The sequence below is a fragment of the Segeticoccus rhizosphaerae genome (genome assembly GCF_009192725.1).
Lineage (GTDB): Bacteria > Actinomycetota > Actinomycetes > Actinomycetales > Dermatophilaceae > Segeticoccus > Segeticoccus rhizosphaerae.
On record NZ_VOHR01000071.1, the window covers coordinates 1 to 15,055 of the forward strand.

15 protein-coding genes are annotated in these 15,055 nt (G+C 69.8%); 5 read left to right on the forward strand and 10 right to left on the reverse strand.

The window, feature by feature from the left end:
- Positions 1 to 61 precede the first annotated feature (61 nt).
- Positions 62 to 841: a ParA family protein gene (locus FRW57_RS08160; protein WP_137122383.1), complete on the reverse strand. Its 780-nt coding sequence runs from the start codon at positions 839 to 841 to the stop codon at positions 62 to 64.
- 83 nt (positions 842 to 924) lie between these two features.
- Positions 925 to 1,797: a RecB family exonuclease gene (locus tag FRW57_RS08165; protein ID WP_238999372.1), complete on the reverse strand. Its 873-nt coding sequence runs from the start codon at positions 1,795 to 1,797 to the stop codon at positions 925 to 927.
- A gap of 237 nt (positions 1,798 to 2,034) precedes the next feature.
- On the opposite strand from FRW57_RS08165, the gene FRW57_RS08170 reads away from it, so the two are divergent.
- Positions 2,035 to 2,682: a hypothetical protein gene (locus tag FRW57_RS08170; RefSeq protein ID WP_152185770.1), complete on the forward strand. Its 648-nt coding sequence runs from the start codon at positions 2,035 to 2,037 to the stop codon at positions 2,680 to 2,682.
- 15 nt (positions 2,683 to 2,697) lie between these two features.
- Here FRW57_RS08170 and FRW57_RS08175 read toward each other — a convergent pair whose 3' ends face one another.
- The gene (locus FRW57_RS08175) at positions 2,698 to 3,216 is read right to left on the reverse strand and encodes a MaoC family dehydratase (protein ID WP_152185771.1); all 519 of its coding nucleotides are present in this window, start codon (positions 3,214 to 3,216) and stop codon (positions 2,698 to 2,700) included.
- Positions 3,217 to 3,420: 204 nt separating this feature from the next.
- Between FRW57_RS08175 and FRW57_RS23095 the strand changes: the two genes are divergently transcribed.
- On the forward strand, positions 3,421 to 4,116 hold the full coding sequence (locus FRW57_RS23095) for a hypothetical protein (RefSeq protein ID WP_162308226.1): 696 nt from the start codon (positions 3,421 to 3,423) through the stop codon (positions 4,114 to 4,116).
- Positions 4,117 to 4,213: 97 nt separating this feature from the next.
- Here the strand turns inward: FRW57_RS23095 and FRW57_RS08190 are convergent, their stop codons facing one another.
- Complete coding sequence (locus FRW57_RS08190; protein WP_152185772.1) at positions 4,214 to 5,668, reverse strand: threonine/serine exporter family protein; 1,455 nt, start codon at positions 5,666 to 5,668, stop codon at positions 4,214 to 4,216.
- A 134-nt stretch (positions 5,669 to 5,802) separates the two neighbouring features.
- Between FRW57_RS08190 and FRW57_RS08195 the strand changes: the two genes are divergently transcribed.
- Entirely contained in the window at positions 5,803 to 7,305 is a 1,503-nt protein-coding gene (locus tag FRW57_RS08195) for an aminopeptidase P family protein (RefSeq protein WP_137122377.1), read from the forward strand.
- Positions 7,306 to 7,387: 82 nt separating this feature from the next.
- On the opposite strand, the gene FRW57_RS08200 is transcribed toward FRW57_RS08195, so the two are convergent.
- The 3 genes from FRW57_RS08200 to FRW57_RS08210 form a co-directional block, all read right to left on the reverse strand.
- Positions 7,388 to 8,293, reverse strand: coding sequence for a trypsin-like serine peptidase (locus FRW57_RS08200; RefSeq protein ID WP_202911604.1), 906 nt, complete (start codon positions 8,291 to 8,293; stop codon positions 7,388 to 7,390).
- 265 nt (positions 8,294 to 8,558) lie between these two features.
- Positions 8,559 to 9,083, reverse strand: a complete 525-nt coding sequence (locus FRW57_RS08205) for a YflT domain-containing protein (protein WP_238999373.1) — start codon at positions 9,081 to 9,083, stop codon at positions 8,559 to 8,561.
- Between the two features lie 90 nt (positions 9,084 to 9,173).
- Entirely contained in the window at positions 9,174 to 10,370 is a 1,197-nt protein-coding gene (locus tag FRW57_RS08210) for an acyl-CoA dehydrogenase family protein (protein WP_152185773.1), read from the reverse strand.
- A gap of 251 nt (positions 10,371 to 10,621) precedes the next feature.
- Between FRW57_RS08210 and FRW57_RS08215 the strand changes: the two genes are divergently transcribed.
- Positions 10,622 to 11,482: a serine protein kinase RIO gene (locus FRW57_RS08215; protein ID WP_238999374.1), complete on the forward strand. Its 861-nt coding sequence runs from the start codon at positions 10,622 to 10,624 to the stop codon at positions 11,480 to 11,482.
- A 115-nt stretch (positions 11,483 to 11,597) separates the two neighbouring features.
- Here the strand turns inward: FRW57_RS08215 and FRW57_RS08220 are convergent, their stop codons facing one another.
- The 3 genes from FRW57_RS08220 to FRW57_RS08230 all read right to left on the reverse strand — a co-directional run bounded on the left by FRW57_RS08220 (position 11,598) and on the right by FRW57_RS08230 (position 14,505).
- Positions 11,598 to 12,305, reverse strand: a complete 708-nt coding sequence (locus FRW57_RS08220) for a L,D-transpeptidase family protein (RefSeq protein ID WP_152185775.1) — start codon at positions 12,303 to 12,305, stop codon at positions 11,598 to 11,600.
- A 160-nt stretch (positions 12,306 to 12,465) separates the two neighbouring features.
- A complete protein-coding gene (locus FRW57_RS08225; protein ID WP_137123213.1) occupies positions 12,466 to 13,296 on the reverse strand; it encodes a L,D-transpeptidase family protein in 831 nt (276 codons plus the stop codon).
- Positions 13,297 to 13,530: 234 nt separating this feature from the next.
- Positions 13,531 to 14,505, reverse strand: coding sequence for an HpcH/HpaI aldolase/citrate lyase family protein (locus FRW57_RS08230; protein WP_137123214.1), 975 nt, complete (start codon positions 14,503 to 14,505; stop codon positions 13,531 to 13,533).
- A 93-nt stretch (positions 14,506 to 14,598) separates the two neighbouring features.
- Here FRW57_RS08230 and FRW57_RS08235 point away from each other — a divergent pair.
- Positions 14,599 to 15,055: hypothetical protein (locus FRW57_RS08235; protein WP_152185776.1), on the forward strand; the 457-nt coding region annotated here is incomplete at its 3' end.

Below are 15,055 nucleotides of genomic sequence, written 5' to 3' on the forward strand. Positions count from 1 at the left end.
CGCCACTGCGGCCCGCGAGCAGGCCTGACCCACCACCGCGCTCGGCGCCGCTCGGCGCGGCTCAGGTCGCGCCGAGCAGGGCCTTGGCGACCTCGCGGTAGGCCTGCGCCCCTTTGGAACGTGGAGCGGAGCTGAGGATCGAACGGCCGAGCGCGGGTGATTCGGCGAACCGCACGGTCCGTGGGATCGGCGGCGACAGCACCGGCAGGTCGTAGCGCTCGCCCACGTCGGCGAGCACCGCCCGGGCGTGGTTGCTGCGCCCGTCGAACAGCGTAGGCAGGATGCCCAGCACGGTCAGGCCGGGGTTGAGGATGTGGCGCACGTCGGCCACGGTGTCCAGGAGCTGCCCCACACCTCGATGGCTGAGCATCTCGCACGGCATCGGGATCACCAGCCCGTCGGCGGCGGTGAGCGCAGCCAGCGTGAGCACCCCGAGCGAGGGCGAGCAGTCGAGCAGCACCTGGTCGTAGCGTGGCAAGAGCGGCTCCAGCGCCGAGCGCAGCACGTATTCGCGGCCCGGCCGGGTCAGCAGCGCCGCCTCGGCACCGGCCAGCTCGATCGTGCTCGGGAGCAGGTCGAGGCCCTCGCTCACCTCGAGCACTGCCTCGGCGGCGTCGAGGCGACCCACCAGCACCTCGTTGATGCTGGAGACGACCTCGTCGGCGTCCGTGCCGAGGCTGAAGGTCAGGCAGGCCTGGGCGTCGAGGTCGACGAGCAGCACGCGTTGTCCCAGCTCGGCGAAGGCGGCCCCGAGGGAGGCGACCGACGTCGTCTTGGCCACGCCGCCCTTCTGGTTGGCGACGGCCACCACCCGAGCCCGGCCGTCCTGTTGCTCCACCACGCTCCCGACCCCGTTCCAGCCTCGTCGCGCCACGGCGGCTCGCCCGCCGTGGTCGGCACGGGCCAGTCTGTCAGTCCGGCCCGTCAGCTCGACTCGTCGCCCTCCAGCGCTGCCCAGGAGGACTTCTCGGGTCCCACTCGCTGCCCCTCGAGACAGTGCTGGCGGTAGTCGCACCAGGCGCACAACGGCGAAGTGCGAGGCGCGAACAGCGTTGACTCGATCCCGATCTCGCGAAACTCCCCGTCGGCACGCTGCGCGTCCCGCGCGATCGACTCGGCCTCGCGCAGCTTGCGGGCCAGCGACTCCTGCGTGTGCCGGTGGGACACGACCTCACCGGAGGGGATGTGGTGCAGCTCCACCCGCGCGCACGGCATACGAAACATTCGAGCCGCCGCGACGGCATACAGGGCGAGCGACAGCGAGGTGCGCGCATCCTCCTCGGTCGAGGGCCGCCGGCTCGTCTTGTAGTCCACGACCACCACCTCGCCGTCGCGCTCATCCAGTCGGTCGATGCGTCCCTGCAGGGTCAACGTGCCGGTCTTGAAGGCCACGGTGCGCTCGGTCGCGCGCGGTTCGTCCGCCGGGTCGACACCCTCCAGGTAGCGCGCGACGTCCTGCTGGGTGCGCTCGCGCCAGCGCCTCGAGTGGTCGGGGTCGCGGAAGCCCACGTCGATCCAGCTCTGCCGCACCAGCTCGGCGCCACCGGCCGGGGTGCGCCGCGCGAGCGGCAGGTCCCACCAGTCGCGCAGCGCGTTGTGCGTCGCGATGCCGAGGGACGTGTGCGCACGTTGGGCGCGGCTCTCGGGCTTCGGCCGGTCGAGGTAGGACATCCGGTAGCGCCGCGGGCAGTCCAGCCAGGTGAGCAGTTTGCTGGGGCTCGCGGGAAAGAGCGGCCTCGGCATGCCACCGAACTGCTCCTGCACCGGCGCCTGCCCCACCGGACCGCTCCCACTCACCCCACGACCGTAGCTGCCAGCCCTGACAGAAGCGGGTCCCCCTGTGGACATCGGCGCGGCAACCCGCTGGCCAGGCCATGACCATCACGGGCAGGTCCAGCCACCCACGCTCGCCCCGGGCCGAGGACCCGGGTCCGGCAAAGGTCCGCGTGGCCGGTGGAAAGCCACCTGCGTCCGTGACAGCCTGAGGGGGAGAGGTCCTGATCCTCCGCCCGAACCAGGAAAGGCCATGTCCTGATGAGCAACGGCAGCCCGCACGGCCCGGACGACCCCGAGCGGCCCGACAACCCCTACGGTCAGGCTCCGCCGCCAGAGGGCACCCCCTACGGTCAGGCTCCGCCGCCCCCGCCGGGTGAGCCCTACGGCGGCTACCAGAGCATGCCCGACGTGTCAGGGGGACCGACGGAGCCGGCGCCCACGGCGACACCGCCCTCCTCGATCACCACCGCGGTGAAGCTGATGTACGTCGGGGCCCTGATCAGCCTCATCGGCCTGATCACGTCCCTGCTGTCCACAGGTGACATGCGTGCCGCGGTCGAGGACTCGCTCCGCAAACAGGGCAAGAAGGTGGACCCGTCGGTGGTGGATTCGCTCGTGACCGGCGGCATCATCATCGGTGTCGTGACTGCCCTCATCGGGATCGGGCTGTGGATCTGGATGGCGCGCAAGAACCAGGCCGGACGGTCCTGGGCCCGCATCGTCGCGACGGTCCTCGGCGGCCTCAACGTCCTGCTGACCCTTGTCAGCCTGACCCGGTCCACCTCGACCGGTGTGGGCACCGTCGTCAACATCACCATGGTCCTGCTCGCGCTCGCGATCCTGTTCCTGTTGTGGCGCAGGGAGTCCAGCGACTACTACGCGGCCCGCTCTGCTCCCCGGTACTGACGCCCGCGCACCCGGTCAGTCGGACGCGGGCGACCGCGCCGGGTCCGGGCGCGCGGGCTGCTCACCGCCGCGTGCCGCGAGGTAGCTCCGCTTGGGCACCATGACCTTCCGGCGGAAGACGCACACCACCGTGCCGTCCTGCTTGTAGCCGGTGGTCTCGACGTGCACGATGCCGCGGTCGTCCTTCGAGGTCGACTCCCACTTGCCGAGCACCGTCGTCTCGCCATAGAGCGTGTCACCGTGGAAGGTCGGCGCGACGTGTCGCAGCGACTCGACCTCCAGGTTGGCGATCGCCTTGCCGCTCACGTCCGCGACCGACATACCGAGCAGCAAGGAGTAGACGTAGTTGCCGACGACCACGTTCTGACCGAACTGGGTGCTCTCCCCCGCGTAGTGGGCGTCGAGGTGCAGCGGGTGGTGGTTCATCGTGAGCAGGCAGAAGAGGTGGTCGTCATACTCCGTGACCGTCTTGCCCGGCCAGTGTCGGTAGACTGCACCCACCTCGAACTCCTCGTAGCTTCGGCCGAACTGCATGGGGGCGCTCCTTCGGTCCTGACGTGGTTCTGCTGGCGTGATCCTGGCGGTCATGCTGCCGGACCCGCGGGTATGCCGACAGGGCACCTCCGTGTGCGGTTGGTCACCTTCGCAACACGCAGCTGGGCGCAGGGGGAACTGGGGAACGCACGCATGGACATCGACGTCCGAACCACGCCCATCACGACGTTAGGAAGATCCCGCATGCTCAACCGACTCGGCCGGCCTGCGCTGGCGCTGTCCGCGACCGCCGTCACTGCCCTCATGCTCACGGCATGCGGCAGCAACGATGCCCCGAGCGTCAGCGCCCCGAGCGACACGGCCTCCGTGGCGCCCAGCACCCCGGCGCAGACGCCGTCCGCCCCGGAGACGGCAGCGCCCACCACGACTTCCGCGCCGAAGACCCCGTCGGCCGCGCCGGGGACGCCGACGCAGAAGCCCTCGAAGCCGGCCACCGGCAAGAACGTCATCCTGGCCAAGAAGAAGCAGTTCCAGGTGACGATGCCGAAGGGATGGCAGGACATCGGGAAGAAGATCGGTGACATGAAGATCATCGAGCTGGCCATCGCCGACGGCAAGCCGTCGAACGGCACACTGACCAACATCAACGTGGCCAGCATCAAGCTCGGCCTGAGCGACACCAAGCTGCCCGCCGAGCAGAGTGCGAAGAAGTACAAGGAGCAGGGCGACGTCGTCAAGATGCAGCCCCAACGCAAGATCGGCGGCGAGAGCGCCAACGGCTACACCAAGCACGACAGGAAGAACACCCAGTCGCAGACCCAGTGGTTCCTCTCCCACAAGGGCACGGTCTACATCATCACGCTGACCAACCACCCGAAGTCGGCGAGCACCGCCGACAAGGCCCTGGGCGAGGTCATCAGCTCCTGGACCTGGCGCTGACACCGAGCGTCATCAACTGCCGGGCACAGGAGCCCGTCCCGTCACCAGGAGGGGACGGGCTCCTCGCTTGCACCGACGGACCGGGGACAATTCCTGCCTACTCGCGGGCGTCGGCCCGGGCCCGTTGCAGGGCGCGTTGCTGCCCCCGGTCCAGCTCGTGCAGGATCGGCCGCGCCAGGAAGGTGCCCATCGAGACCCCGGCCGCCAGGCCGAGACCGATCCCGGCCGCCGACAGCAGCGTGGACAGCCCCGTCCCCAGGCTGTCCGGGCGCTGCACGAGCTCGAACAACCCTCGGTAGACGGTGAACCCGGGGACCAGCGGGATGATGCCGGCCGAGCTGAGCGCCAGAGCGGGGATCCGCAGCTGCCGGGACAACACCTGCGAGAGCACACCGATGGCGAGCGCCGCGACCGCGCTCGCGGACGGCATGCCAAGGTGCAGGTCGACGGCGAACGAGTAGAGCAGCCAAGCCATCCCGCCGACACCCGCCGCGACGCCAGTGGCGCGCAGGCCGGTGTAGGCCGACAGGCTGAAGGCGGCGGCGATGACGATCGACGCGACGAGAAGCACCACCCGGTTGCCGCTCAACGGGGCCGAGGTGGACAGGTGCATCGTCACGCCGGCGTGCTGGGCCGCGGCGAGCGTCACGGTGATGCCCACCACGATCCCGACGGTCAGCGTGACCACCTCGAAGGTGCGCGCAGCCGCGGTGAGGTAGTAACCGTCGATCGCGTCCTGGGCGGCGCCCACGACCGACATGCCCGACAACAACACGACGATGCCGGAGACCACGACCAGCGACGGCGACAGCCCGCTCGGCACCGAGACGCCGTGCGACTGCAGGGCATACAACAGCACCGCGAAGACCGTGGGGATGGCGGCCCCGACGGCCTGGCTGAAGAACGCCGAGATCCCCCGGTGCGCGAGCCAACGCTGCGACCGGTCGATCAGCGCCGTCGCGACCGCGCTGATGAGCATCATGATGACGCCCGCGCCGAACAACGCGGCGACGCCGGCGGCGAGGGCGGCCAACGAGCCGGTGACCAGCCAGCGCCGGTAGGGATGGGGCGCGCGGATGACCTCGTCCAGCCGGGACCTGGCCTCGTCGACGCCCAGCAGGCCCCTCGTGATCTCACGGACCAGGTCGTGCAGCTTCTCGAGGCGGGTGTAGTCGGCCGTGCGCACCTTGACGATGCGCATCACGGTCATCGGATCGTGCTCGACGCCGCGGTGGTAGGAGACGGTGATCGAGGTGAAGGCGATGTCGACGTGGCACGAGCGCAGGCCGTAGGCGTCCACCATCCGCAGCACGGTCGCGGTCACGTCGGACGCGGACGCGCCGGTCGACAGCATCGACTCGCCCATGCGTAGCGCCAGGTCGATGACGGCGCGGCCCTTGCGTTCGTCGATCGCGTCGCCACCAGCGCTCACCGCGATGATCGTGGTGGGCGGCGAGCTCGAGCGGACTGCGCGCTGGGCCCGGTCCCGGAGGGCTCGAGCCGCCGCGGGTGAGGGACGTCCGGCGCGGGGCAGGTGCTTGGGACTCGACACGACGACAGCCTGACGCCCGCGCACTTGATCTTCAACCTCGGGGTGGGGTGGGCGCGTCAGCACGCCGTCGATGGGGCTTCGGCACGCTCGACGGCAGGTGCTGGGCCGCCGTGGGCACGTGCGACGATGGAGCGGTGAGCGAAGAACAGAAGAAGCCCGAGCACCGTAGCCGTCCCTCCTCCGCGGCCTTCCGCACCTTCGTGTCCTCCGGTTGGGCGCCGCGCCGGACCACGACGCCGGAGCGTGCAGAGGTGGCTTCGTATGCCGCGGCACGTCGCCAGGCGCTGTCCGACCGGTTCGCGGGCGAGCGGATCGTGGTCCCCGCCGGCGGCCTCAAGGTCCGCAGCAATGACTGCGACTACGTCTTCCGCCCCCACTCCGCCTTCGCCCACCTGACCGGGCTGGGCGGTGACCGGGAGCCGGACGCCGTGCTGGTGCTCGAACCGCGCGACGGCGGCCACGACGCCATCCTGTACTTCCGCCCGTTGGCGGGTCGCGACACCGAGGAGTTCTTCGCCGACTCCCGCTACGGGGAGTTCTGGGTCGGCGCCCGGCCCAGCATCGAGGACATCGAGGCGGAGCTGGGCCTCACCGCGCGGCACATCGACGAGTACGCGGATGCCGTCGCGAAGGATGCTGGTTCGCTCACCATCCGGGTCGTTCGCGATGCCGACCGCGATCTGACCGAGAAGCTTGACACCGTGCGCGCCTCGGCGTCGGAGACCGACGAAGCCAGCGAGACCGAGCAGGTCGAGGCCGCAGACGACGAGCTCGCGGCGTTCCTGTCCACCCTGCGACTCGTCAAGGACGAGTGGGAGATCGAGCAGATGCGCCTCGCGGTGGCGGCGACCTCTGACGGCTTCGACGCCGTGGTCGCCGACCTTCCCGAAGCGGTGCGGCGGGGCCGCGGCGAGCGCTGGGTCGAGGGTGTCTTCGGCCTGCACGCGCGGCACGCCGGCAACGGCATCGGCTATGACTCGATCTGCGCCTCGGGCGACCACGCCAACACGCTGCACTGGATCAAGAACACCGGCGACGTCAACGAGGGCGACCTGCTCCTGCTCGACGCTGGGGTCGAGGTGGACTCGCTGTTCACCGCCGACATCACGCGCACCCTGCCGGTCAGCGGCACCTACACCGACGCCCAGCGCAAGGTCTACGAGGCCGTACTCGCCGCGCAGGAGGCCGGCATCGCCGCGGTCAAGCCGGGCAACAAGTTCTCCGACGTGCACGCCGCCGCCATCCGGGTGATCGCCGAGCACCTCCACGAGTGGGGTCTGTTGCCCGAGGGCGTCGACGTCGAGGCCACGCTCGACAAGGAGCATGGGCAGTACCACCGCCGCTGGATGGTGCACGGCACCAGCCACCACCTCGGCATCGACGTGCACGACTGCGCACTGGCTCGCAAGGAGGACTACATGGACGCCGAGCTGCGTCCCGGCATGATCCTCACGGTCGAGCCGGGCCTCTACTTCAAGGCCGACGACGAGCTCGTCCCGCAGGAGCTACGCGGCATCGGCGTGCGGATCGAGGACGACGTGCTCGTGACGGCCGACGGCCACGACAACCTCTCCGCCGACATCCCCCGCACCGCGGACGACGTCGAGGCGTGGATCCGCCGGATCCAGCAGGGCTGAACCCTTCGACCTCATCGTCGTTGCGGCGGGGTGGGTCCGTCGACGGACCCACCTCGCCGCAACAGTCGGAAGGGTCGATGCGTCAGCGGGTCGACGCCTGGCTGTAGACGGCTTGGATCGCGCTACCGAAGTAGGGACCGAACATCGTGTCCTTGAGGCCCTGGTAGCCGAAGGAGTTGATCGAGTTCAGCTTGCCGCCGGTGATCCAGCCCCCGCCCGACGACCCGCCGGTCATGGTGCAGGGCAGAGCTTGGTCGGTGCTGGTCCCCCACGTGTCGTCCCTGACCGAGCCGGTGCACTTCCACAGCTCCTGGCCGTCGTAGCGCTGGGCGGCCGGGTAGCCGTAGGCGTCGTAGGTCAGGCCGCGCGCGAGGTTGAAGGCGATGGGGTAGGAGCCGACCACGTCGTTCAGGCTCTTGCCACCGAGCTCGTTCATCACGGCGAAGCCGGTGTCCACGTCGAAGTCCCCCTGCTGGGCCCAACCGTCCGTGGTGAGCAGCGTGTTCGCCGTCCACTTGCCGTAGGGGGCCTGGCCGTCGAGGTAGGCCGGCACGAAGGCGAAGTTGGTCACGAACGCCCCCGGTCCCTCGTTGACGCAGTGCCCCGCCGTCGTGACCACGTCACCGTTGCTGCTGCCGGTGGAGGTGCCCGAACAGACGTAGTTGGAGCCACCCATGGTGAAGAAGACCTTGCCCAGCTCGGGCTGCGTGGGCACCTCGACGGCCTTGCCCGACGAGGTGGCGCCGGGCTTTCCCTTTGCGGAGATGCCGTATCGCGCCTCGATGGGCTTCGCGTTTCTCATCCGGTCGGCGGTCCAGTAGTCGGCGATCCGGTGCTGCTCCGCCTTGCTCAGGGCGGCCGAGTGACTGGCGACACCGGAGCTGTTCCCGTGGTCGGTCGGGATGGCTGCCTGGGCGGGAGCGGCGACCGCAGCCGAGACCAGCAACGCCGCCCCGGTCAGGGCGATGCGGACGGTGGTGACCTTCATGGGGGTCCTCTTCGGGTGGAGGTCGGGACCGGTCAGGGCCCGGGCCGCGAGGATGCGGCCGCCGTGACGCTATGACAGGGGCACCGCGCCCGCCAGACTCACCGCGGCCTGGCCTCCACCACCAACGAGGGGCGATCGGGGGCATTCGGAGGCAAAGAGGTGCACTGGGCCCCTCGCCATACCCTCGGATGACGAGATTCCGACCAAGAATTGACCCTCGACCAGGGGCCATCACGTGCCGCCCAGTGGTGAGGGCACGTCCCGCTCAGTGGGTGAGGGAGGGCCCCGAACCGGGCAGCTGGGCCAGCAGCTCACGGGCCTTCTGCGCGAGCTTGTGCTCGACCAGCACCTCGTACTTGGTGGCGACCACCTGGCTGACCGAGGTGAAGTCGCGCTTGCCCTGCGTCGCGGCATAGCCGAGCAGCGCCCAGACCAGGCCGAAGATCGCACCGAAGATCACGGTCGAGAGCACCGTGGCCAACATCTCGTTGTTGTTGCCGAAGAGCGCGAAGATGAGCCCGACGAACAGACCCAGCCACACACCGGAGAGCGCGCCGCCGAGGGCCACCCGCCCCCGCGTGAGCCGGCCGGTGACCCGCTCGACCTGCTTGAGCTCGGTGCCCACGATCATGCAGTTCTGCACGGGGAACTCATGGTCGGACAGGAAGTCCACGGCCTTCTGCGCGTCGTCGTACTTGTCGTAGACGCCCAGGGACATCGGGTAGTCCAGGGTGAGGGCGGTCATCCGTCCCGGTCCCATCCCGCGTGGCATGCCAGGTTGCGAGCTCATGCCTGCATTGTCCCATCCCACCGGGTCAGAGCGCCAAACGCGTCAGCGCCCGTGGTCGCGCGCCGCGAGGTGTGCCACCGGTCGTCGACGCTAGCCGAGGCGGTAGTCCTCCAGCAGCCGGCGACCGATGATCATCCGCTGGATGTCGGCCGTGCCCTCGCCGATGAGCAGCATCGGCGCCTCCCGGTAGAGCCGCTCGATCTCGTACTCCTTGGAGTAGCCGTAGCCGCCGTGGATCCGGAACGAGTCCTCGACCACCTCGGCGCAGTACTCCGACGCGAGGTACTTCGCCATCCCCGCCTCGAGGTCGTTCCGCGCGCCACCGTCCTTGACCCGAGCGGCGCGGACCATCATCTGGTGCGCCGCCTCGACCTTGGTCGCCATGTCGGCCAGCCGGAACATCACGGCCTGGTGCTGGGCGATGGGCTTGCCGAAGGTCTCCCGCTGCTGGGCGTAGGAGATGCCGAGCTCGAACGCCCGCACGGCCACCCCGCAGGCCCGCGCCGCGACGTTGACCCGGCCCACCTCGACGCCGTCCATCATCTGGTAGAAGCCGCGCCCCGGCGCGCCCCCGAGGACCTGCGCGTCGGTGGTCCGGTAGCCGTCGAAGACCAGCTCGGTCGTGTCGACCCCCTTGTAGCCCATCTTCTCGATCTTGCCCGGCACGGTCAGCCCGGGTTCGACCTCGCCGAAGCCCGGCTCCTTCTCCACCAGGAAGGTCGTCATGTTCTTGTAGACCGACTCCTCGCCGCGGTCCGTCTTGGTCAGCACCGCGACCAGCGTGGACGACCCCCCGTTGGTCAGCCACATCTTCTGCCCGTCGATCGTCCAGCCGCCCCCACCGTCCGCCACCGCCTTCGTGCGGATGGCGCTGACGTCCGAGCCGCACCCGGGCTCCGACATAGAGAACGCGCCGCGCACCTCGCCGGTGGCCATCTGCGGCAGATACCTTTCCTGTTGCTCGATCGTCCCGTGTTGCAACAACATCCACGCCACGATGAAGTGGGTGTTGATGATGCCGCTCACGCTCATCCAGCCGCGCGCGATCTCCTCGACGCACAGTGCGTAGGTCAACAGGGACTCGCCCAGCCCGCCATACTCCTCGGGGATCATCAACCCGAAGATCCCCATTTGCTTCATGCCCTCGACGATGTTCGCCGGGTACTCGTCGGCGTGCTCGAGCTCGTTCGCGACCGGCAGGATCTGCTCGTCGACGAACTCCCGCACCAGCGCGAGCAGCTCGGACTGCTCGTCGGTCAGGCCCTCGGTGTGCTGCAGTCGTGCCATGGGTGCCGCCTTCGCGTCAGGACGTTGGGGCGAGTATGCCGACCGCTCACCCTCCGCGACAGGGTTACGGCATGTGAGGCCCACCACCGCACCCGCTGGAAAACCCGTTGCGGACGGCCGCGCGAAGACCCCATCCTGTGCTGGTGACGACGCGGCACCCGGCTGCGTCCTGACTCCAGGGAGGCCCGACATGTCCACAACTGTCGTGGGTGCCCACCGCGCCCCCTCCTCCTCACACCTGGAGTCTCATCGTGTCTCACTCGTTCGGAGAGCTGACCCGGCTCTCGACTGACCTGCACCGCGAGGGCTTTGCCTTCGACAGCCTCCCCGACGGCCCGCCCGAGGGAGAGCGCTGGTCCACCTGGGACGGTGCGCAACACGGGCCGAAGCCCCGACCCGACTGGGTCGTCACCGAGCTCGGCGCCGTCGACCTCGACCTCGGCGTGCTCAAGACGGGCAAGGAGGCCGACGTCCACGTCGTGCACCGTTGGGTGCCCGGCCGGCCGGACCGCGACGTCCTGATGGCCGCCAAGCGGTTTCGCTCCGGCGACCACCGTCTCTTCCACCGCGACGCCGGCTACCTCGAGGGGCGCCGGGTCCGCAAGAGCCGTGAGAGCCGTGCGATGGCCCGGCGCACCGACTACGGCAAGCAGCTCATCTCCGCGCAGTGGGCCTTTGCCGAGTTCGAGGCCCTGGGGCAGCTCTGGGCGCTCGACCTCCCGGTCCCCTACCCGGTGCAGATGGACGGCACCGAGCTGCTGATGGAGTTCATCGGAGGCGAGGAGGGGGCGGCGCCGCGGCTGGCCCAGACCCGGCCCGAGCCGGAGCTGCTCGCCGACCTGTTCGAGCAGCTTCGCGAGACGATGACCACACTGGCACTGCACGGCTGGACGCACGGCGACCTGTCGGCATACAACGTGCTGCTGGACGACGAACGGCTGGTGCTCATCGACTGGCCGCAGATCGTGGACGTCATCGGCAACCCGTCGGGCCAGGACTTCCTGCAACGCGACTGCCGCACCATGTGCGCGTGGTTCTCCAGCCGCGGGCTGGCCGTCGACGGTGACGAGCTGTTCAGCGACCTGATGGCCGTCGCCGTCTCCCGCTGGTGACCACCCTGCCCCTCGTGCCGCACCCCCTCGCCGCAGCGCTCGTGAGGAATCATCGTGAGGTTTCGGTCCCAATTCGGGCACCTAACCTCTCGATGATTCCGCACCGGAGGTGGGGTCAGTAGACGTTGACCCTGGTGCCGATGCCCATCCGGCCGCCCAGCCAGAGCAGGTTCATGGCCGCGATGCTGACCCGGACGCAGCCGTGCGACGCGGGGTAGGTCGGGACCGACGTGTAACCGTGCACCGCGATGCCGCCGTTGAAGTACATCGGACGATAGAGCGAGCCGAGTGGTCCACTGTCCCAACGGTTTCGCTGGAGGTAGACGCGGTAGCGGCCGGGTGTCGTGCGAGCACTCCACCAGCGGCCCTGGCTGTAGTAGGGGTTCTCCGAACCGGTGCTCGCGGCGAGGATCGTCCGCACCCGGCCGGAGTCGACCACCAGCAGGACCTGCCGGTCTCGGTGCACCTCGATGACGTGACCGCTGTGGGTCCTCGCGGCCGGGCGCACACCTGCGCGGACCTTCGACCATGTGACCGGCCCGCAGATCCCGTCCCTCGCGATCCTCGCGACCTTCTGCAGCGCGATGACTGCCGAGCGTGTCATCCCGCCGAAGACGCCGTCGACCGCGCCGCACCAGTAACCGAGGTAGGACAGCCGACGCTGCAGTGACCGCACCGCCGTGCCGTGGGAACCCTGTCGGAGTGTGGGCGAGGTTGCCGCAAGCGCGGGTTCGGCCCCTGACACCACCCCCAGCAGTCCGAGTGCTCCACCGGCAGCGGTGGCCGCTGCCCCCTTCACGAATGCCCGTCGTTCCAGTTCCATGACCTGCTCCCCGAGACGCTGTCACCCTTGGCCGGCGCCCCGGCGGCTCCGGCTCTCACTGACTGACACGCGCGGCATCCCAGTCTGGTTGTGCAGGGATGCGCCTGTCTCGAGAATGACGGAATTGGTTGCAGAGCCTCAGGACTGGCCCTCGTCGCGGTCAGTAGACGACGACGGCGGTACCCATCGTGATGAGTCCGCGGGCGAGGATCATGTCCATCGCCGGGATGGTGAGGCGGCAGCAGCCGTGGGAGGCGGGATGGGGCGGCACCGACGTCGACCCGTGCACCGCGATGCCACCGTTGAAGAACATCGGACGGTAGAGGTCGCCGAGCGGGCCGTGGTCCCACCCCTCCTTGCGGTAGTAGACGTGGTAGCTGCCCGGCGTGGTGCGCGCGCTCCAGGTGCGGCCCTCGGAGACGTAGGGCACCTCGGACCCGGTGCAGGTCGCGAGGATCGTTCCCACCCGGCCGGAGTCGACCACGAGCAGCACCTGCGTGTCACGGTGGATCTCGATGACGTGACCGCTGTGGGTGCCGGCTCGGGGACGCGTGCCCGCCTCAAGGGCACGGTTGGTGGCCGATCCACACAAGCCGTCGCGGGTCAGGCCGGCCACCTTCTGCAGGGCCGTCACGGCAGAGGTGGTCAGGCCGCCGTAGTGGCCGTCCGGCGTTCCGCACCAGTAGCCGAGCTCGCCGAGCCGTCGCTGCACGCCGAGGACCGCGTCGCCGGAGTCACCCGGGCGCAGGACCGACGGCACCGCCGGGGTCTCGTCCTGCGGCTCGGCCTCGCCGGAGTCCGACCCCTGCTCCGAGTCGGGGGGCGAGTCTGCTCCGTCGTCGGGATCGGGCGCTGGCGGTCCGCTCGGGGCCTCCGGTGGCTGGCCGGCGTCGGATGCGGGCCGGCGTCCGAGCATGACCGCGACCCCCACCGAGGCCCCCACCGAGGCGGCGTGCTTGATGAAGTCCCGCCGCAGCATCGAGCTCGTCACGTCTGCCCCTCCTACCGGGCACGACCGCCCGCCTCATCCTCATCGGTTCCTACCACGGCAGACGCCCCGTGACGGTGGTCGGTTGTGTGAGCCGCCCAGTCGTTGCCAATCGGTGACCTACGTGCTGGCGCGCGGCCACGTGATACCGCTCGGGACCCGCGCGAGCCCCCGGAGCCAGCATGCCGAGCAGGGACCCGGAGTCGGACGCCGGGCCGAGGCGTGAGACGGCGCCCGTCAGGAGTCCGGACGCTGCCAGCGGTCCTGACGCGTCATCCCGGCCGCGCGACCCTTGCTCGAGATCACCAGCGCCATCTTGCGCGAGGCCTCGTCGATCATCTCGTCGCCCAGCATCACCGCACCCCGCTTGCCGCCGGCCTCAGAGGTGTGGAACTCGTAGGCGTCGAGGATGTTCTCGGCGTGGTCGTAGTCCTCCTGGCGCGGACTGAACACCTCGTTGGCCGCGTCGAGCTGGCCCGGGTGCAGCACCCACTTGCCGTCGAAGCCAAGGGCCGCCGATCGCCCTGCGACCCGGCGGAACCCATCGACGTCGCGGATCTGCAGGTAGGGCCCGTCGATGGCCTGCTTCTCATGCGCCCGCGCCGCCATCAGGATCGACATCAGGATGTGGTGGTAGGCGTCGCCGACGTCGTACCCGTCCGGTTGCTCCCCGACCACGAGCGACTTCATGTTGATCGACGCCATGAAGTCCGCGGGCCCGAAGATGATCGTCTCCACCCGCGGCGACGCGGCGGCGATCGCGTTGACGTTGGTGAGTCCCAGCGCGTTCTCGATCTGCGCCTCGATGCCGATGCGGCCCTCCTCCAGACCGGTGGCCCTCTCGATCTGGCTGAGCAGCAGGGCCAGCGCGACGACCTGCTCTGCGGTCTGCACCTTGGGCAGCATGATCGCGTCGAGATTCGCCCCGGCGCCCTCGACCACCTCGACGACGTCGGCGTAGGTCCACTGCGTGGTCCAGTCGTTGACCCGGACGGCACGGACCTTGCCCTCCCAGCCGCCCTCGTTCAACGCCGCCACGATGTTCTTGCGGGCATCCGGCTTGGCCAGCGGCGCCACCGCGTCCTCGAGGTCGAGGAACACCTGGTCGGCGGCCAGCCCCTTGGCCTTGTCCAGCATCTTGGGGCTGGAACCGGGCACGGCGAGGTTGGATCGGCGGGACCGGAGCGGACGGGACACGGGCAGGCTGCTCATCCCGGGACCCTACCGAGGCGTATGCCGGGTCGTCACCGGCTCGCGCCCGTGACCTTGGCCACCCGTCGCCCGCGAAGCCGTAGGGTCAGGAAGGTGACCGACCTGTCCCGGCTCGTCGCCGAAGCCGCCAGCAAGTCCGGCCTGCTCTGGGTGGAGGTGCCGGGCGACCGGGCCTGGCCGGTGTGGCACGTCTGGGTCAACAACACGGCATACGTCGTCAGCGGTCCCGGGGAGCAGCCGCTGCCCGACCTGCCCGACGAGGTGGTGCTGGTGCTGCGCAGCAAGGACCACGAGGGGCGCCTGCTGCGGGTACCGGCGCACACCCGGCGGCTCTCGCCGGAGGACGCCGACCTCGACGACGAGTGGGGCACCGCCACCCAGGCGCTCAAGGCGAGCCGGCTCAACGCGCCACCGGGCGACACCGTGGCGCGATGGGCCCATGACAACGTCGTCATGGCCCTCTCGCCGCACGGAGACGCGCTCGAGGAGCCGGGGCACTACGACGACGCCTCCGGCGCGGCGGCGCCCGTGCCCACGCCGGCCACCACCG